General features: G+C 62.2%; 20 protein-coding genes. 16 read left to right on the top strand and 4 right to left on the bottom strand.

The features are described from left to right. Nucleotides 1-515: 515 nt before the first annotated feature. The 6 genes from oxlT to NA29_RS16445 all read left to right on the top strand — a co-directional run bounded on the left by oxlT (nt 516) and on the right by NA29_RS16445 (nt 8,504). The gene (oxlT, locus tag NA29_RS16470; RefSeq protein WP_052252996.1) at nt 516-1,862 is read left to right on the top strand and encodes an oxalate/formate MFS antiporter; all 1,347 of its coding nucleotides are present in this window, start codon (nt 516-518) and stop codon (nt 1,860-1,862) included. A 215-nt stretch (nt 1,863-2,077) separates the two neighbouring features. After that, nucleotides 2,078-3,856 carry an oxalyl-CoA decarboxylase gene (gene oxc / locus NA29_RS16465; protein WP_224786845.1) on the top strand — a complete coding sequence of 593 codons (1,779 nt, stop codon included), beginning with the start codon at nt 2,078-2,080 and terminating at the stop codon, nt 3,854-3,856. Between the two features lie 27 nt (nt 3,857-3,883). Then, nucleotides 3,884-5,134 (top strand): formyl-CoA transferase, encoded by a 1,251-nt coding sequence (frc, locus tag NA29_RS16460; protein ID WP_039399642.1) that lies wholly within the window; start codon nt 3,884-3,886, stop codon nt 5,132-5,134. Nucleotides 5,135-5,356: 222 nt separating this feature from the next. Next, a complete protein-coding gene (locus NA29_RS16455; RefSeq protein WP_039399640.1) occupies nt 5,357-5,797 on the top strand; it encodes a PAS domain-containing protein in 441 nt (146 codons plus the stop codon). A 544-nt stretch (nt 5,798-6,341) separates the two neighbouring features. Further along, nucleotides 6,342-7,589, top strand: coding sequence for a formyl-CoA transferase (gene frc, locus NA29_RS16450; protein WP_039399638.1), 1,248 nt, complete (start codon nt 6,342-6,344; stop codon nt 7,587-7,589). 141 nt (nt 7,590-7,730) lie between these two features. After that, nucleotides 7,731-8,504, top strand: coding sequence for a fumarylacetoacetate hydrolase family protein (locus NA29_RS16445; RefSeq protein ID WP_039403816.1), 774 nt, complete (start codon nt 7,731-7,733; stop codon nt 8,502-8,504). A gap of 126 nt (nt 8,505-8,630) precedes the next feature. Here the strand turns inward: NA29_RS16445 and NA29_RS16440 are convergent, their stop codons facing one another. After that, nucleotides 8,631-9,587, bottom strand: coding sequence for a LysR family transcriptional regulator (locus NA29_RS16440; RefSeq protein ID WP_052252995.1), 957 nt, complete (start codon nt 9,585-9,587; stop codon nt 8,631-8,633). 216 nt (nt 9,588-9,803) lie between these two features. On the opposite strand from NA29_RS16440, the gene NA29_RS16430 reads away from it, so the two are divergent. The 6 genes from NA29_RS16430 (at nt 9,804) to NA29_RS16405 (ending at nt 16,181) form a co-directional block, all read left to right on the top strand. After that, entirely contained in the window at nt 9,804-10,187 is a 384-nt protein-coding gene (locus tag NA29_RS16430; protein ID WP_052252994.1) for an HAD family hydrolase, read from the top strand. A gap of 42 nt (nt 10,188-10,229) precedes the next feature. Beyond that, entirely contained in the window at nt 10,230-11,360 is a 1,131-nt protein-coding gene (locus NA29_RS16425; protein WP_039399634.1) for a Re/Si-specific NAD(P)(+) transhydrogenase subunit alpha, read from the top strand. Nucleotides 11,361-11,374: 14 nt separating this feature from the next. Continuing rightward, on the top strand, nt 11,375-11,716 hold the full coding sequence (locus NA29_RS16420; RefSeq protein WP_039399633.1) for an NAD(P) transhydrogenase subunit alpha part 2: 342 nt from the start codon (nt 11,375-11,377) through the stop codon (nt 11,714-11,716). A gap of 1 nt (nt 11,717) precedes the next feature. Beyond that, on the top strand, nt 11,718-13,157 hold the full coding sequence (locus tag NA29_RS16415; protein WP_039399632.1) for an NAD(P)(+) transhydrogenase (Re/Si-specific) subunit beta: 1,440 nt from the start codon (nt 11,718-11,720) through the stop codon (nt 13,155-13,157). A gap of 83 nt (nt 13,158-13,240) precedes the next feature. Continuing rightward, complete coding sequence (locus NA29_RS16410) at nt 13,241-14,191, top strand: LysR family transcriptional regulator (RefSeq protein WP_039399631.1); 951 nt, start codon at nt 13,241-13,243, stop codon at nt 14,189-14,191. 712 nt (nt 14,192-14,903) lie between these two features. Next, nucleotides 14,904-16,181 carry an MFS transporter gene (locus tag NA29_RS16405; protein WP_039399629.1) on the top strand — a complete coding sequence of 426 codons (1,278 nt, stop codon included), beginning with the start codon at nt 14,904-14,906 and terminating at the stop codon, nt 16,179-16,181. Nucleotides 16,182-16,255: 74 nt separating this feature from the next. Here the strand turns inward: NA29_RS16405 and NA29_RS16400 are convergent, their stop codons facing one another. Further along, the gene (locus NA29_RS16400; protein ID WP_039399627.1) at nt 16,256-17,014 is read right to left on the bottom strand and encodes a 2-keto-4-pentenoate hydratase; all 759 of its coding nucleotides are present in this window, start codon (nt 17,012-17,014) and stop codon (nt 16,256-16,258) included. Nucleotides 17,015-17,322: 308 nt separating this feature from the next. On the opposite strand from NA29_RS16400, the gene NA29_RS16395 reads away from it, so the two are divergent. After that, complete coding sequence (locus NA29_RS16395) at nt 17,323-18,042, top strand: GntR family transcriptional regulator (RefSeq protein ID WP_084103830.1); 720 nt, start codon at nt 17,323-17,325, stop codon at nt 18,040-18,042. 7 nt (nt 18,043-18,049) lie between these two features. Here NA29_RS16395 and NA29_RS16390 read toward each other — a convergent pair whose 3' ends face one another. After that, on the bottom strand, nt 18,050-18,724 hold the full coding sequence (locus NA29_RS16390) for a GntR family transcriptional regulator (RefSeq protein WP_039399625.1): 675 nt from the start codon (nt 18,722-18,724) through the stop codon (nt 18,050-18,052). A gap of 186 nt (nt 18,725-18,910) precedes the next feature. Here NA29_RS16390 and NA29_RS16385 point away from each other — a divergent pair, with 186 nt between their 5' ends. The 3 genes from NA29_RS16385 (at nt 18,911) to NA29_RS16375 (ending at nt 23,226) form a co-directional block, all read left to right on the top strand. Beyond that, the gene (locus NA29_RS16385) at nt 18,911-19,714 is read left to right on the top strand and encodes an enoyl-CoA hydratase/isomerase family protein (RefSeq protein ID WP_039399623.1); all 804 of its coding nucleotides are present in this window, start codon (nt 18,911-18,913) and stop codon (nt 19,712-19,714) included. A gap of 1 nt (nt 19,715) precedes the next feature. Beyond that, nucleotides 19,716-20,963 (top strand): CaiB/BaiF CoA transferase family protein, encoded by a 1,248-nt coding sequence (locus tag NA29_RS16380; protein ID WP_084103828.1) that lies wholly within the window; start codon nt 19,716-19,718, stop codon nt 20,961-20,963. 385 nt (nt 20,964-21,348) lie between these two features. Further along, nucleotides 21,349-23,226, top strand: a complete 1,878-nt coding sequence (locus tag NA29_RS16375; RefSeq protein ID WP_039399621.1) for a glycoside hydrolase family 15 protein — start codon at nt 21,349-21,351, stop codon at nt 23,224-23,226. A 4-nt stretch (nt 23,227-23,230) separates the two neighbouring features. Here NA29_RS16375 and NA29_RS16370 read toward each other — a convergent pair whose 3' ends face one another. Beyond that, entirely contained in the window at nt 23,231-24,574 is a 1,344-nt protein-coding gene (locus NA29_RS16370; protein WP_039399620.1) for an aminotransferase-like domain-containing protein, read from the bottom strand. Nucleotides 24,575-24,643 lie beyond the last annotated feature (69 nt).

The raw sequence follows: 24,643 nt of genomic DNA, 5'->3' as shown, positions 1-24,643 counted from the left end.
AGCGAATTATTACGGTGTGTTACAGAGGGTGAGGTGGGAGGAGGGGAATGTCTTATTGTGAGGAAAATTAGCAAAAATATCGCCTTGTGCCCGTTTTAAAAAATCGCAAGGAGCCCGATATAAAAGGGCTGAGCGCCTTGTTGGGTAAGGTTCCAGGATCAGGTTAACTCCTTAGTGTTTTCGCATTGCGTTGTTGCGCCGCTCCGTCCTACAGTTGCGTTACTGTATCTAGCCGCCACTTAGGACAGTGCCTCGCGTGCCGTAGTTGTTTTCGATGCAATGGACGAAAACGACTTCGGCACGCGAGGTGGAAAACGAGGACCGCGATAAATTAGTGTTGACTTATATCTGATATATCGTATATTTCGTTCGGTATATTTACGGGAAACGCAATGGACTCCCGTGAGCATCAGAGACAAGTCGACGAGGCATAGACCTCGTAAAGCATACCCAGGGGGCACAGACCCCATCCGGAAGGTGTTGTTGTTGTGAAGCTGCCAAACAACTGAAAACCGATGGAGGAGGTACAAGTGGAGACGACAAATCAACACGGTAAGCAATCCGTGTTCGCGAGCCCGTGGGTTCAGCTCGTGTTCGGCGTGATTTGCATGGCGATGATCGCCAACTTGCAATATGGGTGGACGCTGTTCGTCAACCCGATCGATGAAAAGTATCACTGGGGCCGTACGGCCATTCAGGTGGCGTTCACGATTTTCGTCGTGACGGAAACCTGGCTGGTGCCGATCGAAGGGTATCTGGTCGACAAGTTCGGCCCGCGCCCGGTAGTGGTCGGTGGTGGTCTGTTGTGCGGTATCGCATGGGTGCTCAATGCCTATGCGTCCTCGCTGCCGATGCTGTATTTCGCAGCGGCGGTGGGCGGGGTCGGCGCCGGTGCGGTGTATGGCACCTGCGTGGGTAACGCACTGAAGTGGTTCCCGGACCGTCGTGGTCTTGCCGCAGGTATTACCGCCGCCGGTTTCGGCGCCGGCTCGGCGCTGACCGTGGTACCGATCGCTAACATGATCAAGTCCAGCGGCTATGAGAACACCTTCCTGACCTTCGGGCTGGGGCAGGGGATCATCGTGCTGGTGCTGGGTCTGGCGCTCGCCAGTCCGCCCGCATCGATCGAAGCGCTCAAGAAGCTGGCGCCGGGCGCAATGCGCTACAACGCCAAGCCGACGGAAGTCATGCGCTCCCCGGTGTTCTGGCTGATGTATCTGATGTTCGTGCTGATGGCCGCCGGCGGTCTGATGGCAACGGCACAGCTCGGCCCGATCGCCAAGGACTACGGTCTGGATCAGGCGCCTGTCTCGCTTCTCGGTCTCACACTGCCCGCACTCACCTTCGCACTGGCCATCGACCGTGTGCTCAACGGGGTGACGCGTCCGGTGTTTGGCTGGATATCGGACAAGATCGGACGCGAGAACACGATGTTCATCGCTTTCGCGATGGAAGCCGTGGGGATCTACGCACTGGCAAAGTACGGCCAGCATCCGGTGGCCTTCGTGCTGCTGACCGGCCTGGTGTTCTTCGCCTGGGGTGAGATCTACAGCTTGTTCCCGGCAACCTGCGCCGATACGTATGGCTCGAAGTATGCCGCGACCAATGCGGGGATGTTGTACACCGCGAAGGGGACCGCCGCCTTGCTGGTGCCGTTCTCCAGTGTCATCACCTCGATGACGGGTAGCTGGCAGGCTGTCTTCATGGTCGCCTGTGGCATGAACGCCTTCGCCGCCTTCCTTGCCTTGTTTGTCTTGAAGCCGATGCGTGCCCGTCTGGCACAGCGTTACGCCAGCGACTACAAGGCAGAGTCGAGCGAGCCGGTCGTGAAAGCCGCGGACCTGAGCCGCAGCACCACGTAAAGCAAGTTCGATACGTCATCTAGACGTTGAGCAGTACTAATTAGAGGCAGATTGGCTGGCTTGATTAGCAACATGTTTAACCGGCGTGCAACCCGGGCCCTCGCGGGTTCGGTTGCACGGCCGGGTGAGCAAGTAGAGAAGCAGTACAGGAATACCCACTAATCGTCAGACAAGACGACGCAACACTGAAACCGGAAAAATTGGAGGAGAGAATTATGTCCATTGCGATGACCGTGCCAGTCGGCAAGGCGGAAAACGAGACGCTCGAAGACAACAGCCGACACGCGAACATCGTGTCCGAGGGAGCAACGACCGATGGCTTCCATCTGGTTATCGATGCTCTGAAAGCGAACGACATCGACACCATCTTCGGTCTGGTGGGGATTCCCATCACCGATCTGGCCCGCCTGGCGCAAGCCGAAGGCCTGCGCTTCATCGGCTTCCGTCACGAACAGCACGCTGGCCACGCCGCTGCGATCGCCGGCTACATGACGCAAAAGCCGGGCATCTGCCTGACGGTGTCGGCACCTGGCTTCCTGAACGGCCTGACGGCACTCGCCAACGCCACCACGAACTGCTTCCCGATGATTCTCATCAGCGGTTCGAGCGAGCGTGAAATCGTCGACCTGCAACAGGGCGACTATGAAGAAATGGATCAGCTCAATGCGGCCAAGCCGTATTGCAAAGCGGCTTACCGCGTGCTGCACGCCGAAGACATCGGCGTGGGCCTTGCCCGCGCGATCCGCGCAGCCGTGTCGGGTCGCCCCGGCGGCGTCTATCTGGATCTGCCGGCCAAGCTGCTGTCGCAGACCATCGACGCACAGAAGGCTAAGGATTCGCTGATTCGCGTGATCGACGCCGCACCGCGTCAGATCCCGGCGCAGGATGCTGTCCAGCGCGCACTCGACGTGATCAAGGGCGCCAAGCGTCCGCTGATTCTGCTGGGCAAGGGCGCTTCGTACGCTCAGGCCGACGAAGACATCCGTGCACTCGTCGAAAAGACGGGCATTCCGTACCTGCCGATGTCGATGGCCAAGGGCCTGCTGCCCGACACGCACGAGCAATCGGCTGCCGCTGCACGTTCGTTCGTGCTGCAAGAAGCCGACGTCGTCGTGCTGATCGGCGCACGCCTGAACTGGCTGCTCGCACACGGCAAGGGCAAGACCTGGGGTGCCGCACCGAAGAAGTTCGTGCAGATCGACATCTCGCCGACGGAAATCGACAGCAACGTCGCGATTGCCGCTCCGGTGATCGGTGACATTGGTTCGTGCGTGAAGGCACTGCTCGCCGGTGTGGATGCCAACTTCGGCAAGCCGTCCGCCGAGTGGACCGGCGCTATCGCCGAGCGCAAGAACAAGAACCTGACGAAGATGGCGGCCACGCTTGCGCAGAACCCGTCGCCGATGAACTTCCACAGCGCACTCGGCGCGATCCGCGACGTGCTCAAGAAGCATCCGGACATCAACCTCGTCAACGAAGGCGCGAACACGCTGGACTACGCGCGCAGCATCATCGACCAGTACCAGCCGCGCAAGCGCTTCGACTCCGGTACGTGGGGCGTGATGGGTATCGGTATGGGCTTCGCCATCGGCGCAGCAGTTACGAGCGGCCTGCCGGTCGTGGCCATCGAAGGTGATAGCGCCTTTGGCTTCAGCGGCATGGAGCTCGAAACCATCTGCCGTTACGAGCTGCCCATCACCACCATCATCTTCAACAACAACGGTGTGTATCGCGGCACCGACGTCAACCCGACGGGCGGCAAGGACGTGGCCCCGACGGTGTTCGTCAAGGGCGCGCGCTACGACAAGATGATCGAAGCGTTCGGCGGCATTGGTTACAACGTGACCACGCCGGCTGAGCTGACGAAGGCCCTCGAAGAGTCCATTGCTTCGGGCAAGCCGGTCCTGATCAACGCCGTGATCGATGAATCCGCAGGCACCGAGAGCGGTCGTCTGACGAACCTGAATCCGCAAAGCGCGGCGATGAAAAAGTAAGAGCCGAGTCAATCAAGGAGACATGACATGAGCAAACCCCTCGAAGGAATCAAGATCATCGACTTCACGCACGTGCAGGCCGGCCCGGCTTGTACCCAGCTGCTGGCCTGGTTCGGCGCTGACGTGATCAAGGTGGAGCGCCCGGGTTCGGGCGACGTCACGCGTAGCCAACTGCGCGACATCCCCGACGCCGATGCCTTGTACTTCACGATGCTCAACAGCAACAAGCGCTCGTTGACGCTGGACACGAAGACGCAAGAAGGCAAGGAAGTGCTCGAAAAGCTGGTGCGTGAATCCGACGTGCTGGTGGAGAACTTCGGCCCGGGCGCCCTCGACCGCATGGGCTTCTCGTGGGAACGTCTGAATGAACTCAACCCGAAGCTGATCATGGCCTCGGTGAAGGGCTTCTCGGACGGTCACCACTACGACGACCTGAAGGTGTATGAGAACGTGGCGCAGTGCGCAGGCGGCGCAGCGTCGACGACGGGTTTCTGGGACGGCCCCCCCACGGTGTCGGCCGCAGCGCTGGGCGACAGCAACACCGGCATGCACCTCGCGATCGGTATTCTGACGGCCATCATCGGCCGTGGTCAGACGGGCCGTGGCCAGAAGGTCGCTGTCTCGATGCAGGATTCGGTCATCAACCTGTGCCGCGTGAAGCTGCGCGACCAGCAACGTCTGGACCGTGTCGGCTACCTCGAAGAGTATCCGCAGTACCCGCACGGCGAGTTCAGCGATGTCGTGCCGCGTGGCGGTAACGCCGGCGGTGGCGGTCAGCCGGGTTGGGTGCTCAAGTGCAAGGGCTGGGAAACCGACCCGAACGCTTACATCTACTTCACGATTCAGGGTCACGCCTGGGAGCCGATCTGCCGCGCGCTGGGCAAGCCGGAGTGGATCAGCGATCCGAACTACGCCACGGCACAAGCCCGTCAACCGCACATCTTCGACATCTTCGCGACCATCGAAGCCTGGCTGGCCGACAAGACGAAGTACGAAGCGGTCGACATCCTGCGCAAGTTCGACATTCCTTGCGCCCCGGTGCTCTCGATGAAGGAAATCGCCAACGATCCGTCGCTGCGCGCATCGGGCACGATCGTGGAAGTGCCGCACAAGGAACGTGGTTCGTACCTGACGGTCGGCAGCCCGATCAAGTTCTCGGGTCTGAAGCCGGAAATCACGGGGTCGCCGCTGCTGGGTGAGCACACCGACGAGATCCTGGCCGAGCTGGGCTACAGCAAGGACCAGATCGCTAACCTGCACACGTCGCGCTCGGTCTAAGGCCGTCACGCAACATCGTGATGTCGCATGTGCCGTCGCCGCCTTCGGGCGGCGGCGGTGCGGGCATCTCGCAAGCAGGCAAGGTGTTCATGGGTGCGGCTCCCTGCGGAGTCGGCACCCATTTTTATTTTCGGGACCGTGTTGTCCTCTAATTGATGTACTTTATTGGCATGTTTGGTAGTCATGTCAATCGCATTCCCCCACAAGGTTATTGGAGACATCATGAGCGCATCTGTCGACGTCGGGCAGTTGGTAGAAGTGGTGGGCGACGCCATCGTCGTGGCCGACCCGCAAAACATCATCACGCTCTGGAATTCCGGTGCGCAAAAGATGTTCGGTTTCTCGGCAGAAGAGGCGGTCGGTCAGCCGTTGGACATCATCATTCCGGACCGGCTGCGGGCACGTCACAACGAAGGCTATGCCAAGACGATGGAGACCGGCCAGACCAAGTACGGCAGCGATCTGCTCAAAGTGCCCGCCGCGCACAAGGACGGCCGCGCCATGTCGATTGCCTTCACCGTCGCGCTGCTGCATGGCGAGGGCGGCGAAGTGACTGGCATCGTCGCCGTCATACGCGATGAGACCGCACGCTTTCAGGAAGACCGTCAGTTGCGCAAGCGCGTGACCGAACTCGAAGCCAAACTCGCCGCCACGGCAGGTTGATGGACTGACAATTGCAGGGGCGTCGTTGGCATAACGTCTGCGCCGGACCTCCCCAAGCTGCGAACGAAGCACCGATGCGCGATGCGCACCGGTGCTTTTTTGTTTTCAGCGACAGTGAAAAGGCGAGGGCATCACCTAATAAGTATTTTGTATTCAATATATTTAAAGGGGCGCGATGCACATTCACCTTGTCCCTTGCCTCGATTCATCTCTGTGACACATGCCTGTAAACCCGTATTCCGGGAGGAAAAGTCGAGCGATGTTGCAATGCGGAGACCCTTTATTTATGGGGATTTGCGCGATCTTAATGAGGAAATGCGGCGACACAGCAAATCGCATCGGCAACAAAAAGCCGTTGATAAAATATCGTGTATGAAATACCGTATATCACAAGATTCGATCGACGAATGGGATGGCGCCCGAAGAGGCGACAGCCGTCGTCAGATCCGGTGAGACCCACGTGTAAGGCTGCTTTCAGAACGGCTATCGGGGGACTCTCGCGCACCCATTACATAAACGCCGTCGCATCAGGAGGAGACAAACCATGGGAAAGGCACTCGAAGGTGTGCGCATTCTCGACTTCACGCATGTGCAGTCCGGGCCAACGTGTACGCAATTGCTGGCTTGGTTCGGCGCGGACGTTATCAAGATCGAACGCGCGGGGCACGGTGATGTGACGCGCGATCAGCTGCGCGACATTCCTGACGCGGACAGCCTCTACTTCACGATGCTCAACAGCAATAAGCGTTCGATCACGCTCGATACGAAGCATCCGGAAGGCAAGGCGGTGCTCGAGCGCATGATTCGCGACTGCGACGTGCTTGTGGAGAACTTCGCACCCGGTGCACTCGATCGCATGGGTTTCACCTGGGAGCACATTCATTCGCTGAACCCGCGCATGATCGTGGCCTCTGTGAAGGGCTTCGGCCCCGGTCCGTATCAGGACTGCAAGGTCTATGAGAACGTGGCGCAGTGCGTGGGCGGCGCGGCCTCCACCACCGGTTTCGACGACGGCCCGCCCATGGTCACGGGCGCGCAGATCGGCGATTCGGGCACGGGCCTGCATCTGGCGCTGGGCATTGTGACGGCGCTGTATCAGCGCACCATGACCGGGCAGGGCCAGCGCGTGCTGGCCGCCATGCAGGACGGCGTGCTGAACCTGTGCCGCGTGAAGCTGCGCGACCAGCAGCGCCTTGAGCGCGCGCGCGTGATGGAAGAGTATCCGCAGTTCCCGAACGGTCAGTTCGGCGATGCGGTGCCGCGCGCGGGCAATGCCTCGGGTGGCGGTCAGCCGGGCTGGATTCTCAAGTGCCAGGGCTGGGAAACGGATCCGAACGCGTACATCTACTTCATTACGCAGGCACCCGTGTGGGGTTCGATCTGCAAGGTGATCGGCAAGCCCGAGTGGGTCGAGCATCCCGATTACGCCACGCCGCGAGCGCGTCTGCCGCGTCTGCGCGAGATCTTCGACACCGTCGAGCAATGGACCATGACGAAGAGCAAGTTCGAGGTCATGGGCATTCTCAACGAGTACGACATTCCGTGCGGTCCGATTCTGTCGATGAAGGAAATCGCCGAAGACATGTCGCTGCGCGAGACCGGCACCATCGTCGAAGTCGACCACCCGAAGCGCGGCAAGTACCTCACCGTCGGCAACCCGATCAAGCTCTCCGACAGCCCCACGCATGTGGAGCGTTCGCCGCTGCTGGGCGAACACACGGACGACGTGCTCGGCGAATTCGGCTACAGCCCGCAACAGATCGCGGCGCTACGCGAGGTCGGGGCGGTCTGACGAATTTGAACGGGCGCAATGCATGTAGCAGGCGCCCCAGTGTCTGCAAGAGGCAGATGTGAATGACTTCAAGACATCGCGCCCGGCGCGCACATGGCGAACGTTGCCGTGCTGCCGGGCCGCTACAGGAATGGCAAACGCATGAAGCTCTGGACCCGTTTCAAGACCGCACACGGCCGCACTGGCTTTGGCCTGCTGCAGGGCGATCAGATTCTCGAACATCGCGGCGATCTCTACGATCAGCCGGTCGCCACCGGCGCGACGATTGCGCGCGACGCGGTCGATCTGCTGTGCCCGTGCGAGCCGTCGAAAATCGTGGCGCTCTGGAACAACTATCACGCGCTCGGCGCGAAGCTCGGCAAAGCGGCGCCTTCGCATCCGCTCTTCCTCATCAAGCCTGCGACCACGCTCAACGGTCCCGACGCGGTGATTCGTCGCCCGGCGTCGTATGCGGGGAAGATCGTCTTCGAGGGCGAGCTGGGCATCGTCATCGGCAAGGCGGCGAGCAACGTCAGCGAAGAAGCCGCACGCGACTACATCCTCGGCTATACGCTGGTCAACGACGTGACGGCCGCTGAAATCATCGAGCAGGACGGCAACTTTGCACAGTGGACACGCGCCAAGGGCTTCGACACGTTCGGCTGCCTCGGCCCGTTCATTGCCGAGGACTTCGACTGGCGCGAGGCCGAACTGGTCACGACGCTCGACGGCACGGAGCGCCAGCGCTACCCGCTTGCCGACATGATCTTCAATCCGTGGCAGCTCGTTGCGCGTCTGTCCCAGGACATGACGCTGCTGCCCGGCGATGTGATCGCGGTGGGCACCTCGATTGGCGTGGGCTCGATGAAAGAGGGCGCGCTGGTGGAAGTGAGCATCGACGGACTCGGCACGCTGGCCAACCGCATGGGCGGCTGACCGGCACCTCGCAAGCGATTTCACGGTGGTCGGCCGGGGTGGCAATGGCCTGAGCCGATCGCCCTTTTTCATTCGGCAGATCTTCGCGATCTGCCAGGGCATGGGAGCAATGAGGGCGTTGGTGGCCTATCTCGTGTCGCTGCCTGAGGGCGGCGGCACCGTGCTTTTGTAGGCCATCATCCCGTCGATCAGCGCTGCGCCTTCCGAGAGCAGGAACTGACGGAAGGCGAGTGCGACCGGCGGCAGCCGTTTGCTACGGCGATGCACGACGTACCAGCTTTGCCATGCCGGAAAGCCCTGCACGTCGAGCACCGTCAACTGCCCCGTCTGCAACTCCATGCCGACGGTGTGCGCGGACAGGAAGCTGATCCCCATGCCCGCAATCACCGCCTGCTTGATGGTTTCCGTGCTGGATATTTCCATCGCAATTTTCAGTTGCTGTGTGCGATGACCGAAGGCGTCCTGCAAGGAGTTCCAGGTGTCGGAGCCGCGCTCCCGGCTGATGAACGGTTCTTGCGTCAGTCGGGAGAACGGAATCTGTTTCTGACCGGCCAGCGCATGACCGGGCGGGGCCACGATGATGTAAGGGTGCGGCGCGAAGGCTTCGTTGATCGTGTCGATCTCGTGAGGCGGACGCACCATCACCGCCAGATCGGTCAGGTTTTCGGTGAGCTGGTGCAGCAGTTCCTCGCGGTTATGCACCGTGAGGTTGAGCGTGACGCCGGGATAGCGAGCGGTGAACGCCGCCAGCAGACGCGGGAAGAAGTAGTCGCCCGCGCTGATGACGGCCACGTTGAGCTTGCCGCCGGTAATGCCTTTGAGGTGGTCCATCGCCTCTTCGGTTTCGCGAAAGAGGGCGATGATTGCGCGGCTGTAATGCAGCATCTCCGCACCTGCCGGCGTCAGGAAAATCTTCTTGCCCAACTGCTCGAAGAGCGGCAATCCGGCGTGTGTCTCAAGTTGCTTGACTTGCGTCGAGACGGCCGGTTGCGTGAGGTGAAGTTCTTCGGCGGCGCGCGAAAAGCTCAAATGGCGCGCCACGGCTTCGAAGACTTTCAACTGACGGAGTGTGGCGTGTTTCATGTTTGATCGATGTGCATGACGAGCATGATGTGCTTCGGGAAGTATAAGTAATCGTTGATGGTTTGCATAATTAACTTTAACTGTCTTTTATATGTCGGGCTGCGTAATCTGCAATGGCAGCCCGCATGAAGGCGGTGTGACAGCAAGGTGTTGGAGGACGCGTCACGCCAGAGAAGCACGCGGGTTTGGACGATCACTATTTTGGGAGACGCCATCATGTCGGTCATCGAATCGCATATCAAACCCGCCGCTCTGGCACCGGTTGCCAACGCTCATCTGCATGCGTTCAACAACGCATTCGTCGAACTGGGTCTGGACTGGTATTGGGACAACCACACCTACACCCGTTTGCTCCACACCACCGGCAATCAGGATCTGCCGCTGGCCTATCTCGAAGGCGCTTCGGCGCAAGCGTTGCGCATGGCCGAACTGACGATGATCGGGGCTTACCTCGACGGACATCAGCCGCACTTGTTGCGCGCTTACGAGCCGGAATTCCTGTGCGATCTGATTCACTGCACCAAGGTGCGTTGCTTCGAAGCGGCCAACGAAGGTCGTTCGATGCAGGCGCCGCGCAATAGAGATATGGCTGCGGCCTGAGTTTCACAACACGACAGGGGCTCAGACCCCGAGACAATAACTATGCATATTGGCATTCCAAAGGAGACGGCCGACGGCGAATCCCGCGTCGCGGCCACACCGGAAACGGTGAAGAAGCTGGTGAGCGCAGGACATCGCGTCACCGTGGAGCAGAGCGCAGGCGAGGCGGCGAGCGTACCGGATGCGGCGTATGTCGCAGCGGGCGCGTCGACCGGCAGCGCTGCCGAGGCGTTCGGTGCCGAGATGGTGCTGAAGGTCCGTGCGCCGTCGGTGGCCGAGATCGCACAGATGCGTCGTGGCGCGGTAGTCGTCGGCATGCTCAATCCGTTCGATGCCGAGAACAATGCGCGAATGGCGGCGGCCGGCATCATCGGCTTCGCGCTCGAAGCCGCGCCGCGCACCACGCGTGCGCAAAGCATGGACGTGCTCTCCTCGCAGGCCAACATCGCAGGCTACAAGGCCGTGATGCTCGCCGCGAACCTCTATCAGCGCTTCATGCCGATGCTGATGACGGCGGCCGGTACGGTGAAGGCTGCGCGTCTGGTCGTGCTCGGCGCTGGCGTTGCGGGCTTGCAAGCCATCGCGACGGCCAAGCGTCTGGGCGCAGTGATCGAAGCGTCAGACGTGCGTCCGGCGGTGCGTGAGCAGATCGAATCGCTCGGCGCGAAATTCATCGACGTGCCGTTCGAGACCGACGAAGAACGCGAGATCGCCAAGGGCGTGGGTGGCTATGCGCGTCCGATGCCCGCAGCATGGCTCGCTCGTCAGGCACAACTGGTGCACACGCGTCTGACGCAGGCCGACATTGTCATCTCCACCGCCCTGATCCCGGGCCGCGCTGCCCCGACGCTCATCAGCGAAGACACCGTCAAGGCCATGAAGCCCGGCTCGGTGATCATCGATCTGGCCGCCGGACGCGGTGCCAACGGCGGCGGCAACTGCCCGCTGTCGGTCGCCGACGAAGTCGTCAAAGTCCACGGCGTCACCATCGCGGGCTACACCAACCTTGCCGGTATGGTGGCTGCGGATGCTTCCGCGCTTTATGCCCGTAACGTGCTCGACTTCCTGAAGCTCGTCATCGACAAGGAAGGTCAGTTCGTCATCGATACCAACGACGACATCGTCAGTGCGTGCCTGATGTGCCGCGACGGTCAAGTGCTGCGTGCGGCATAAGGGGAGGCTCTGCCATGGAATTGATTAATCACACGGTGATCAACCTGATCATCTTCGTGCTGGCGGTGTACGTCGGCTATCACGTGGTGTGGAACGTCACACCGGCATTGCACACGCCGCTCATGGCGGTGACCAACGCGATCTCGGCCATTGTGATCGTGGGGGCCATGCTGGCCGCAGGCCTCACCGAAGGCAACCTCGGCAAGACGATGGGTGTTGTGGCGGTGGCGCTCGCAGCGGTGAACGTGTTCGGGGGCTTCCTCGTCACGCAGCGCATGCTGGAGATGTTCAAGAAAAAGGATAAGGCCCCTGCGAAGGCGGCCAACGACGAATCGGCAGCAAAGGGAGCGCACTGACATGAGCATGAATCTTGTGACGCTGTTGTATCTGGTCGCGTCGATCTGTTTCATTCAGGCGCTCAAGGGCTTGTCGAATCCGCGCATGGCGCGTCGCGGCAACGCCTTCGGCATGATCGGCATGACGATCGCAGCCGTGACGACCGTGGCGCTGATTTTCGAGTTGCGCAAGCTCTCGGGCGGCAACTTCTCCGGTCTGGGGCTGATCCTCGCAGGTCTCGTTGTCGGTGGCGGCATCGGTGCCTACGTCGCCCGCAAGGTCGAGATGACGAAGATGCCGGAACTCGTGGCCGCCATGCACTCGCTGATCGGTCTGGCGGCTGTCTGTATCGCTGTGGCTGCTGTGGCGGAACCCGCTGCGTTCGGCATCGTCGCCGCAGGCGAGGCGCTGCCGCCGGGCAACCGTATCGAGCTGTTCATCGGCACGTTCGTCGGCGCGATCACGTTCTCGGGGTCGGTCATTGCGTTCGGCAAGCTCTCGGGCAAGTACAAGTTCCGTCTGTTCCAGGGCGCGCCGGTCGTGTTCAAGGGCCAGCACTTCGTGAACCTGGCGCTCGCGATTGCGATGCTCGGCTTCGGCATTGCGTTCTTCACGACGCTGAGCTGGACGCCGTTCGTCATCATGACCGCCATCGCCTTCGTACTCGGCGTGCTCATCATCATCCCGATTGGCGGTGCGGATATGCCGGTCGTGGTCTCGATGCTGAACTCGTACTCGGGCTGGGCGGCCGCAGGCATCGGCTTCTCGCTGAACAACCCGATGCTGATTATCGCGGGCTCGCTGGTCGGCTCGTCCGGCGCGATTCTGTCGTACATCATGTGCAAGGCGATGAACCGCTCGTTCTTCAACGTGATTCTCGGTGGCTTCGGTGCGACGCCGGGCGCGGGGGCGGCGGCGGGCGAACAACAGCAGCGTCCGGTGAAGTCCGGCTCGCCCGACGACGCAGCGTTCCTCATGAGCAATGCCGAATCGCTGGTGATCGTGCCGGGTTACGGCCTGGCCGTGGCACGCGCCCAGCATGCCCTCAAGGAACTGACGGACAAGCTGATCGAGAAGGGCGTGAGCGTGCGTTATGCGATTCACCCGGTCGCGGGCCGTATGCCGGGTCACATGAACGTGCTGCTGGCCGAAGCCGAAGTGCCGTACGACCAGGTGCTGGAGATGGACGAAATCAACGGCGAATTCGGTCAGACGGACGTGGTGCTCGTGCTCGGTGCGAACGACGTGGTGAACCCCGCCGCGAAGAACGATCCGCAATCGCCGATTGCCGGGATGCCGATCATCGAGGCTTACAAGGCCAAGACGATCATCGTCAACAAGCGCTCGATGGCCGCCGGTTATGCCGGGCTGGATAACGATCTTTTCTATCTCGATAAGACCATGATGGTCTTCGGCGATGCGAAGAAAGTGATCGAGGAAATGGTCAAGGCAGCAGCCTGATCGAAGCACGTACGGGGGCGCGCCGCCGTGGGCGGCGCGCCTGAGTCATTTGTGGCTAGTTCGAATACTTACGGGCAGGCTTTATGAACGTATCGCTGAGACAACTCAAGGTCTTCATGGTCGTAGCGCGCAGCAAGAACTTCAGCCGCGCGGGTGCCGAGATCGGCCTGACACAACCGGCCATCAGCCGCTGCATCAACGAACTCGAAGGACAACTCGGCCTGCGCCTCGTCGACCGCACGACGCGGGAAGTCGCGCTCACCGACGCGGGGGTCACGCTCGCGGGCAACCTCGATCGGGTGCTGGACGAACTCGAAATCGCGTTGCTCCAGACCCACGGGGCGGAGGCGCGCACCACCGGTCGTGTACGCATTGGCGCAGCGCCGACCATCTCCGCGACGCTCATGCCGCGTGTGTTGCTCGCTTCGCAAGCCACCTATCCGGACATCGCGCTCGCACTCGTCGACCAGATGCAACGCGCCGTGCTCGACAGCGTGCGTGCGGGCGACGTGGACTTCGGCATCGTGGTGGCGCCGCAAGGGGCCGACGATCTGACGACCGAGCATCTGATGAGCGAACCGTTCTGTCTCGTGTGCCGCAATGATCATCCGCTGGCATCGCAAGGCGCTGTGCACTGGTCGGAGTTGTCGGGCGAGAACCTCGTGCTGCTCAACCAGAGTTCGGGTAGCCGTCCGCTGATCGACCGTGCACTCACCACGCAGAAAGTGCAGGGGACCATCACGCAGGAGTTGGGGCATGTCAGCACAATCTTCCGCATGGTGCAGGAAGGGCTGGGTGTGAGCGTGCTGCCGCCGCTGGCGTTGCCACTGCCGGAGAATTCCACACTCGCCGTGCGTCCGCTGCTGCCAGCCTTCGAGCGCAACATCGTGCTCGTGCGCCGCAAGAACCGCTCGCTCTCGCCCGTCGCACATACGGTGTGGGAGTTGATTCATCGCGTGGTGCGCGAGCGGAACAAGGGATTCGCACTGACGCCGGAGCAGATCAGCGCTGCTTCGACGCTGGCTGCGGAATGAATCTCTGAGTCGAATCAACCACTTGGGTCCTCTCATCAAGGACTTGTCCACAGACTTGAACACAAAATCTGTGGATAAATCGGCGGTGCCTGCGCGTCTTTTGCCTGCGGGTGCCGCCGACTGATCGCCTGCGTCGAAATCCCCATACCGATCAAGTGCTTGGCACGTTGTCTCCGTTCGTTGTCCACAGCCTTGTGAACAAAAACGGTGGATAAGTTGTGCGCGGTCGTGCGCGCACCGACGCATGGCGTGCGTTCGCCGACGAATGCGCGCGTCGTCTTCTCACAACGTGGGAGATTGCCTTGTCAGCGCTGCCTCGTCCGCCGACAGTAGCGGAATCGCTTGCCCGAACGGCACCGCAATGCCATCGACGCGTAGTCCACTGACCGCGAGGCATTCACTGGATCGGTGAACGAAGCATCCGGGCATCGATTTCCCCTGCTGGCTGCCGCCCGCATACTTGACCGGTGTGGCGCGGCGGCCAGCTTTTTTCGCCGTCGCATCGACGGCGTGCACGCACACCCATTGAGCGGGATTCGTGACGACGTTGCCGAAAGTGCACTGTGCTGTCACATAGAGTGCGTTAGAATTCTCAACATCGATTGCGAGATCCGCAACGCCGGACGCTCGTCGGCCGCATCAAAACGTTCATGACGACCAGGCGGTGTTCTCTGCCTTGTCACCCCTGAATTCCCGCACTTCTTCAATTCCCATGACTTCTGAAATCGCGAAGCCGCGCACGGGCTTTTGGCCTGCGCGCGCGGCAACGATGGCATTGCTGTTTTGCAGCGGATTCCTGTATGCGACGTGGGGCGTGCATGTGCCCACCGTCAAGGCGATGTTCGCCCTGAACGACGCGAGCCTGTCGGTGGCGATGTTCGCCGTGGCGGGCGGCGCAATCGTCACCATGTCGCGCATGGCGCGCTGGGTCGGGCGCGCGGGCAGTCAGCGCGCGAGCTTGCATTCCGGCATCGCGCTGGCGCTTACGAGCGCATTCATTCTGTCGATGCCCAGTTATTGGGGCCTCGTAGGCTGGCTGGCGCTCTACGGCGCGGCGAACGCGACATACGACGTTGCCGTGAATGCGCAGGCCGCAACGCTCGAAGCGCGTTATCGCAGGCCGATCATGGCGTCGCTGCACGGTTGCTTCAGTCTGGGCGGCATGGCCGGTGCGCTCGTGGGCGGCGCGTGGCTCGCGCATCACGGCTCGCCGCAGTGGCATATCGGACTGGCGGCGCTCGGCTGCGCGGTGGTGATCGTCGTCGGCGCGCGCTTCATGCAGCGAGACATGATGCCGGGCGAAGCCCCGGTGCTGCAAGCGGGCGCAGGCGAGGGGAGCGAGGGTGGCGAGGGTGGCGAAGGGCCGCACAAGCACACGCCGCCGCCCGCGCTGGACGAGGTGTCGCGTCGCAAGCTGCATCGCAAACTGACGGGCTTCGGTATCCTCGCGTTCCTCGGTCTGGTGGTGGAGGGCGCAATGTACGACTGGACCGCCGTGTACATGCGCGAAGTGGTGCTGGCGCAGGGCGCGTGGATCGGCGCGGGCTATGCTGCGTTTTCCGTCGGCATGGCCGTCGGTCGATTCGGCGGCGATCCCGTACGTGCCCGCATGGGCGGCGCGCGTTTGCTGCGCGTGAGCAGTTTGTTGTGTGTCGGTGGCGTGCTGCTCGCGCTGTTCTGGCGTGAACCGGCAGCCGTGGTGGCGGGCTTTGCGCTCGCGGGCCTCGGCTTGTCGAACGTGATGCCGGTGATGTTTGCGGCGTCGGGCGAAGTGGCGCGTGGTGCCGGGATGGCCAGCGCGGAAGCGATTGCCGTCATGGCCAAGCTCGCTTACCTCGGGCTGCTGGTCGGCCCGGTGCTGATCGGTGCCATCGCACATGGCATCAGCCTGCCATTCGCGCTCGGTGCGGGGTTGCTGTGCATTGTGCCTATCGCATTGCTCGCGCCGAAGATGCTGGCCGGGGTGGACGGACGCGCCGCAAAGCACTGAGCTGGCCGCGCATCCGGTTGTCTGGCGAGGGCAGGCGCGTCGCGAAGGTCCCCGCCTCGGACGCGCCGTTTTCCTTACTTCAACGTCACGGCGACTTCGCCGACGCCGTCGATCACGCCGCGCAGTTCACCCGGACCGGTGGCGGGAATCATGCCGACGTACGAGCCGCAGGTCACGATCGCGCCCGCGCGCATCGTGATGCCGCGCTTGCCGTTGTGATTGACGAGCCACGTGAGGAGCGTGCGCGGGTCGCCGCCCGTGTTGAAGACCTTGGCGGGCGTGATGTCGCGACCGTCGAGCGAGAACACGGCTTTCGGGCGCGAGTAATCGAAACCTGCCTCGTATCCGCGACCGCTGCCGATCACGAGCGCCCCGTTGTTCTGAAGGTCGGCCAGCGCATAGCGGCTGTCGAGTCCCTTCTCCGCGAAACGGCTGTCGGTGATTTCGATGGTGGCTAGCATGTCGTCCACGAACATCATGGCTTCGCGTTCTTCATAGCGGCCCGGCTTGATGTCGCGCGAAAGACGGAAGGCGATTTCCAGTTCGAGCCCGGGGCGGAAGAAGTCGTTCAACGCCAGTGCACCGCCAGTATTGCTGACCACCGACGCCGGAATCGGCGCGCAGTTGGGCAGGTCCGTCGGGGTTTTCGCGCCTACTTTCCATGCCGCAATCGTATCGCCGAGCAGATCGAGGGTGCGCAGTTGCACGGCGTAGGCGGCGTTGGCGTCGACCGGCAACAGCGCCGGGGCAGGCGAATCGATAGGCGTGTCGCCACGGCGCGTGTCGGCGAGCAGGCGAGCCAGCGACTCGACGGCGGGTTGGGTCTCGAACATCTTGCAAATCTCCAGAGGGAAGGGCGCTGCGTCAGTCAATTGCCAACGACAGTTGTCCACATCGTATCCAAAATCCGGGCATGTTGCGGTGCGGCGCAAACATGTCGCGTACTCAGTGAAAACACCACATAACGTAGTCAAAACTGCATCGATCTGCGAGAATCGGGCTTCGTAATATTTCGTAATATTTCATCGCAAGCCGAAATATTTCGTGTGGCGGGGCTTCGGTCGGGTATGCCGTCGTCCAAGAAGGTGCTTTGCAGGCAGTCGCTGTCTTTCTTCCTAAAACGAATGACCAGGGCAAGCTTATGCACTCCGTGACATTGAACGCCGTACGCGACCCCGCTATTCATCCGCCAGACACGGGCGGGAGTCAACCGATCAGCCGTCAGGCGCTGCATCTTGCTGTGATGGACAGGCTGCGCAAGATGATTACCGAGGGCGTTCTGCCGCCCGGCTCTCACCTGAACGAACGTGCGCTGTGCGAGCAACTGGGCGTGTCGCGCACGCCGTTGCGCGAGGCGCTGAAGATGCTCGCCGTCGAGCGTCTGATCGATCTGCTGCCGAATCGCGGGGCGCGCGTCGTGACGTTGTCCGCGAGCGATATTTCCGATGCCTTCGAACTCCTGAGCGGTCTGGAAGCGCTGGCCGGTGAGCTGGCGTGTCAGCGCATCACGCAAGCGGAGATCGAGGAGATTCAGGAGCTCCATAGTGCGATGGACGCCTGCCATGCCAATGGCGATCTATCGGGCTACTTCGACTGCAATCAGCGCATTCACGACCGAATCAACGCCGCGGCGCGTAATCCAGCGCTCACGCAGATGTATCAGTCGGTCAATCACCGGCTTCAGGCGCTGCGCTTTCGCTCCAACCTGCATGCGGGGAAGTGGGATCGGGCTATCGAAGAGCACGTCGAGATACTGCATGCTTTGCGTCAGCGCGACGGCGCCACGCTCGGCCGACTGCTGCGCGTGCACCTGATGGCGAAGTGTGCCGCGGTGCTTGCCAACAAGCGCGTGGCGGCCTGATCTTCTCTCAGGCGGCGCGACTCATGCTCACGAGCCCTTCGTTAAGCATGGCTGCCACATAGGCGTCCGTCTTGCTGCGCAAGTGCGCTTCCATCAAGGTGCGCAGTCGCTTTGCATCGCGTCGGCGCAGCAACGCCAGCATCTCCGCATGCTCGTCCACGGCCTGGCGCCACCGCTCGGGCGTTGGCGTCAGACGCTCCCGTACATGGCGTAAGCGCGCGTTGAGATTGTGGAAGTACTCGGCCAGCGGTCCGTTGTCCGCCATGCGCAGAATGCTGAGGTGGATCTGCTGATTGAGTGCGAAGTAGGCGGCGTGATCGGTGCGTGCGTACGCTGACTCCATCTCGTCTTGTAGCCGGGTGAGTTCGTCGAGGTCGGCCTCCGAGGCCTTCTCGCACGCCTGCTCTCCCGAGAGCCCTTCCAACACTGCCATCACCGCCAGCAGGTTCACGACTTCATCGACGCTCACCCGCGCCACACGTGCCCGCCGTGTCTCGGAGATTTCCACCAGTCCTTCGTTGGCCAGCCGCTTGAGCGCCTCGCGCAGTGGCGTGCGCGACACCGCGAGCTCGTCGCACAACGCGCGCTCGGACAACGGTGCGCCGGGGCGCAGGTCACCACGCACGATGCGTGCCTTGAGGGCGTCGTACGCGGCGGCGTTCAGCGAAGCGGTGGTGCTCATGTGCGGGGATATTGAAATTGGAATGCCAATTTTGATGTCGATGACCGAAAGCGTCAATCCGCAATCGCCTGCTTTTCAACGTTAACCCTGATTTTTTCGATTGATACTTGTCAATCGAAGGTGTCTGCTCCTATCGTTAACGAAAAATTGGTATACCAAAAATCGTTATCCGCCGACGTCACACACATGTCGGCGACTCCAGGAGGCAATGTGACATCGACCGTTCTGACCGAGCGACACGGCGCGATTGCGCTGGTCACGCTCAACCGTCCCGAAAAGCTCAATGCGCTGACCAAGCCGATGTGGCAGGCGTTGGGCGACACGATTCTGACGTTGTCCGAGTCGCCTGACGTGCGCTGCATCGTGTTGCGCGGCGCAGGTGAAAAGGCCTTCGCACCGGGCAACGACATCGCCGAGTTCGAGACCGATCGCGCCAACGTGGAGCAGGCGCGAACGTATGGCGCGCTCATGCATCGCACGCTCGATGCGCTGACGAACTGCCCGGTGCCGCTCGTCGCCATGATTCATGGCATCTGCGTGGGGGGCGGCATGGAGATTGCCGCGTCGTGCGACATCCGCATTTGCGGCGAGTCGAGTCGCTTCGGCGCGCCGATCAACAAGCTCGGTCTGGTGATGGCGCACGCGGAACTGTCCGGCCTCGTGCGCCTGCTCGGTCCGACCAAGGCGCTGGAGATTCTGCTCGAAGGCCGCATTTTCGACGCGCAGGAAGCGCTGCGCATCGGGGCTGTCACGCGTGTGGTGGCGGATAGCGACGTCACTCGCGAAGCGCTCGCGACGGCCGATCGCATCGCCGCCGGTGCGCCGCTCGTCGCGCGCTGGCACAAGCGCTTCGTGCGTGAGTTGGTGAGCGGCAAGCCTCTCACGCCCGCGCAGATCGACGAAGGGTTCGCGTGCTTCGGCACTGCCGATTTTCAGGCGGGCTATCGCGCGTTCCTTGCGAAGACGATGCCGGTATTCGAGGGCCGCTGAGATGACCGACAAGCAAGCCGACATGGCAAATAAAAGCGGCCCGTTGCAGGGCGTCAAGGTGATCGAGCTGTCGCACATCATGTCCGGCCCGGTGTGCGGGATGATGCTCGCGGACATGGGCGCCGACGTCGTCAAGGTAGAAAAGATGGATGGCGACGATGCACGCCGATTCGCGCCGATCCTCTCGCACGGCGAGTCGGCGTCGTTCATGATGCTCAACCGCAACAAGCGCGGTATCGCGCTCAATCTCAAGACCGATGGCGGCAAGGCTGTGTTGCGCAAGATGCTCGCGAGTGCCGACGTCGTCACCGAGAACTATCGCAAGGGCACGATGGAAAAGCTGGGCCTCGGCTATGACACGTTGCGCGAAGCCAACCCGGGGCTGATCTACTGTTCCATCTCGGGCTACGGACGCACGGGGCCTTACGCCGACAAAGGCGGATTCGATCTGATCGCGCAGGGCCTGTCGGGGTTGATGAGTGTGACGGGTGAACCGGGGCAAGCGCCGATCAAGGCCGGTTCGCCGATTGCCGACATCAACGCAGGCATTCTGGCGGCGCTCGGCATCTCGGCCGCCTACGCACATCGTTTGCGCACCGGGCAAGGGCAGATCGTGGATACATCGCTGCTCGAAGCGGGATTTCAGCAGATGTACTGGGCCGCTGCGAACTTCTTCGCCATCGGCGAGAATCCGCCGAAGTTCGGCTCCGCTAATCCGACGAGCACGCCGTATCAGGCGTTTCGCACGCAGGACGGCTGGATCAACATCGGTGCCGCGAATCAGGCCAATTACGAGCGTTTGCTGCAAGTGCTCGACGCGCCGGAAATCGCAGGGGATCCGCGCTTCGCCACCAATGCGGGACGTACCGCCCATCGCGACGAACTCGTCGAGCGCCTCACCGTCTACCTCATGCGTGATACGACGCAGCGCTGGGTGGAACGACTCGATGCGGTCGGTCTGCCGGTCGGGCCGGTGCTGGCAATATCCGAAGCCGTGTCGCATCCGCAGATCGTGGCGCGCGAGATGGTGGTGCAAACGCAGCATCCGCTCGATGGCCCCACGCGCAGCATCGGCCTGCCGATTCGATTCTCGGAGACGCCGAAGTGCACTGGCGGACCTGCACCGCGTCTGGGTGAACACACGTCCGAAGTGTTGGCCGAATATGGATTCGACGCCGCTCATGTACGCGAGCTGATCGCGCAAGGAGCGGTGCATGCACTGGAAGAGGGCGCCACGGTGACGGCATGATGTAAGTCTCGTTGCCGCGATGCGGATTCTCCGCGAGTTGACCCGCGAAACGTCACCGAGCGGCAATTTCAGCGAACTTCCTTCCCGGTCGTCGGTCGGTTTTTGAACTGGCCGACGACATTTTCATTTCGCGACGACGCGCGCGAAGTGGAGCGGTCGCCCGCCCCGATCAATCCGACCCGACGCAACGTCGTAAGGAGGGAAGGCATGACCCTTGGCAGAATCCCTGGCAATTCGCCCATTGCACCGCCCGCAAGGTGGTCCTACGTCCGCGAGACGCGTACCATTGGACCTCATACGCTTGCGCTCCCCCGGTCACAGGCGACGACGTCGCGCACGGTGACGGCATCGGGGGCGTTGGTTCTCTCCTGTTCGCGAGGTGAGCATGCCGGCACGTATTGAAGATTACGCAATGATTGGCGACTGCCGAAGCGCCGCGCTGGTCGCGCGCGACGGCTCCATCGACTGGCTCTGCTGGCCGTACTTCGATTCCCCGGCGTGCTTCGCCGCGTTGCTCGGCGGCCCCGAGCATGGTCGCTGGCGAATCGCTCCCGAAGATCCGCGCGCCACTTCCACACGCCGTTACCACGACGACACGCTGATTCTCGAGACGCGTTTCGAGACGGTGGAAGGCTGCGTCGCCGTGATCGACTTCATGCCGTTGCGCGATGGTGCGGCCGATCTGGTGCGTCTGGTGAAGGGCGTGCACGGCACCGTGACGATGTCGATGGAGCTGATCCTGCGCTTCGACTACGGCGCATCGGTGCCGTGGTCGCGTCCGCTCGATGCCGATGACCCGACCGGCCCTGGCATGCGTCTTATCGCCGGGCCGGATAAGGTCGTCATGCGCACGCCCGTCGAGATTCAGGATGTGCCGGGTAGCCTGCGCGCGCGCTTCGAGGTGAAGGCGGGCGAGACGGTGCCGTTCGTGCTCTCGCGCGTGCCGTCGCATCACGCCGATCCCCGCGAGATCGATCCGCTGGCCGCGCTCACGGACACCGAACGCTACTGGCGCACCTGGGCCAATCGCTGTCAGCTCGACGGACGATGGTCGTCTGCGATTCGTCGCTCCCTCATCGTGCTCAAGGCGCTCACCTTCGTGCCGACGGGCGGCGTGGTTGCGGCACCTACGACATCGCTGCCGGAACAATTGGGCGGGGAGCGTAACTGGGACTATCGCTATTGCTGGCTGCGCGACGCCACGCTCACGTTGCAGGCGCTCATGCTCGGCGGTTATTACACCGAGGCGAACGACTGGAGTCACTGGCTCGTGCGTGCGGTGGCGGGCGCGCCGTCGCAAGTGCAGATCATGTACGGCTTGTCCGGCGAGCGGCGTCTGCCGGAATGGGAAGTCGACTGGTTGCCGGGCTACGAAGGCGCGAAGCCGGTGCGGGTCGGCAACGGTGCGGTGGGCCAGTTGCAGTTGGACGTCTACGGTGAAGTGATGGACGCGCTGCATCAGTCCCGTCTCGGTGGATTGCCGCCGGTCGACGCCACCTGGGAGGTGCAGACGAAGCTTGTTGCGCATCTCGAAACCGTGTGGCGCGAGCCGGACGAGGGCATTTGGGAAGTGCGGGGTGGCCGTCAGCACTTCACGTATTCGAAGGTGATGGCGTGGGTCGCATTCGATCGCGCGATCAAGTCGGCCGAGCGTTTCGGTTTGCCGGGGCCGGTGGACCACTGGCGTCGGCTGTGCAAGGAGATTCACGCCGATGTTTGCGCCAACGGCTTCGACAAGCAGCGCAATGCGTTCATGCAGGCGTACGGCTCGTCGGAGATGGACGCAAGCGTGCTGATGATTCCGCTCGTGGGGTTCTTGCCCCCCGAAGATCCGCGCGTGATCGGCACCATCGAGGCGGTCGAGCGCGAGCTGATGCGCGACGGGCTGGTGCAGCGTTACCGCACGAGTCGCGTGGACGACGGGTTACCGGCAGGCGAGGGCGCGTTCCTCGCGTGCAGCTTCTGGATGGTCGATTGCCTCGTGATGATCGGGCGTCATCGCGATGCCCGGGCGTTGTTCGAGCGGTTGCTGTCGTTGCGCAACGACGTCGGTCTGCTGGCCGAGGAGTACGACACCACGCATGAGCGTCAGGTCGGCAACTTCCCGCAGGCGTTTTCGCATATCGCGCTCGTGCATGCGGCGATTCGTCTGGATGCCCTCGCTGACGACGACCGGGTCGACGACGCCGATGCGCGAGAGACCGACGACGAAGCGCGCTACGAGCATGTGGGATACCGGGCGGATAAGGCGGTCAGAGCCTGATGCCTCATTCCGTCAGGTCGAAATCGTCTTCCTTCGCGTTCAGAATGTCGGCGAGCGTGCGCAATCCTGTGTCGAGCAATTCGAGGGACGGTCCCGCCAGCGCGAGTCGCACGGCGTTGGGCGCATGACCGTGTGAAACGGCAAACGTGGTCGACGGCGTCAGCCCGATGTCATGTCGGGCGGCCGCGGCCACCAGCATCTGCGAGCGCCAGTGCGCGGGAAGCGTCAGCCAGAGGTGATAGCTCTTGCCGCTGGTGCGCACGTCGAACTGCGCGAGGCAGTCAGCAGCGATTTGCTGGCGAGCGCGTGCGTCTTGTCGTTTGAGTTGCACGAGCGTATCGACGGTGCCGTCGCTCATCATGCGTTGCGCGGCGGCGAAGGCGTAGCCCGACGCGGTCCATCCCCCTGAGCGCACGGCGGCCATCACGCTGTCCCGCAGTCGCGGTGGCGTCACGAGAAATCCCAGATTAAGCCCCGGCGCGACCTTCTTCGACAGACTGTCGACCACGATGCAATGGTCGGGCGCATCTGCGGCAAGCGGCATTGCGTCGTCGAGAAAGCCATAGACATTGTCTTCGATCACCGTGATGTTCAGTTTTTCGACGATGCGCAGCAGCTCGGCGCGCCGCATCGAAGGCATCGTCATTCCCAGCGGACTTTGAATCGTCGGCTGAAGGTAGATCGCCGAGAGATTGCCCTCACGATGCGCGCGCTGCACCGCCTCGGGACGCACGCCGGACTCATCCATCGCCAGCGGCACCAATGCGATGCCCAATCGCGCCGCAATGCCTTTGATAAACGGATAAGTGAGCATCTCGACGCCGCAGCGTGCGCCCGGTGGCACGACGGCGGCGAGTGCTGCGGCGATGCTTTGCCGTCCGGCACCGGTGAAGACGAGTTGATCCGGGGATGGCGTCCACGGTCCTGTCGCGAGAAAGGCCGCCGCGGTGTTACGCACGGCAGACGTGCCGTGACTGGTGGCAGGACGCAACGCCAGTTCGAGGTCGAGCGGCCGCTCCAGCCCGGCGAGACTCTTCGCGATTAATGCCGATTGCACCGGGAGAATCGGGAAATTGAACTCCAGATCGATGCGAACACCGCGCGGCTCGCCCGGTGCCGCGACCCCCCGTTTTGCTTCGCCGGATACATACGTTCCCCGGCCGACCTCGCCGACGACCAGGCCGCGCCGGAGCAATTCGGCGTAAACGCGGCTTGCCGTCGAAGCAGCAATGCCGTGCAGATCGGCAAAGTCGCGCTGCGGCGGGAGCCGGTCGCCGGGCCTGAGCACACCCTGCGCAATGTCCGTCGCAATCTGGTCGGCAAGCGTCAGATATTCAGCCTTCGTCATATATTGCACCGAGAACAATGTTTTAATTGCACCGAATTTAACATCGGAGCATTCTGATTGCACCTGTCC

This window comes from Pandoraea sputorum, assembly GCF_000814845.2.
Taxonomy (GTDB): domain Bacteria; phylum Pseudomonadota; class Gammaproteobacteria; order Burkholderiales; family Burkholderiaceae; genus Pandoraea; species Pandoraea sputorum.
This window is presented reverse-complemented; position numbering and strand designations above follow the sequence as displayed.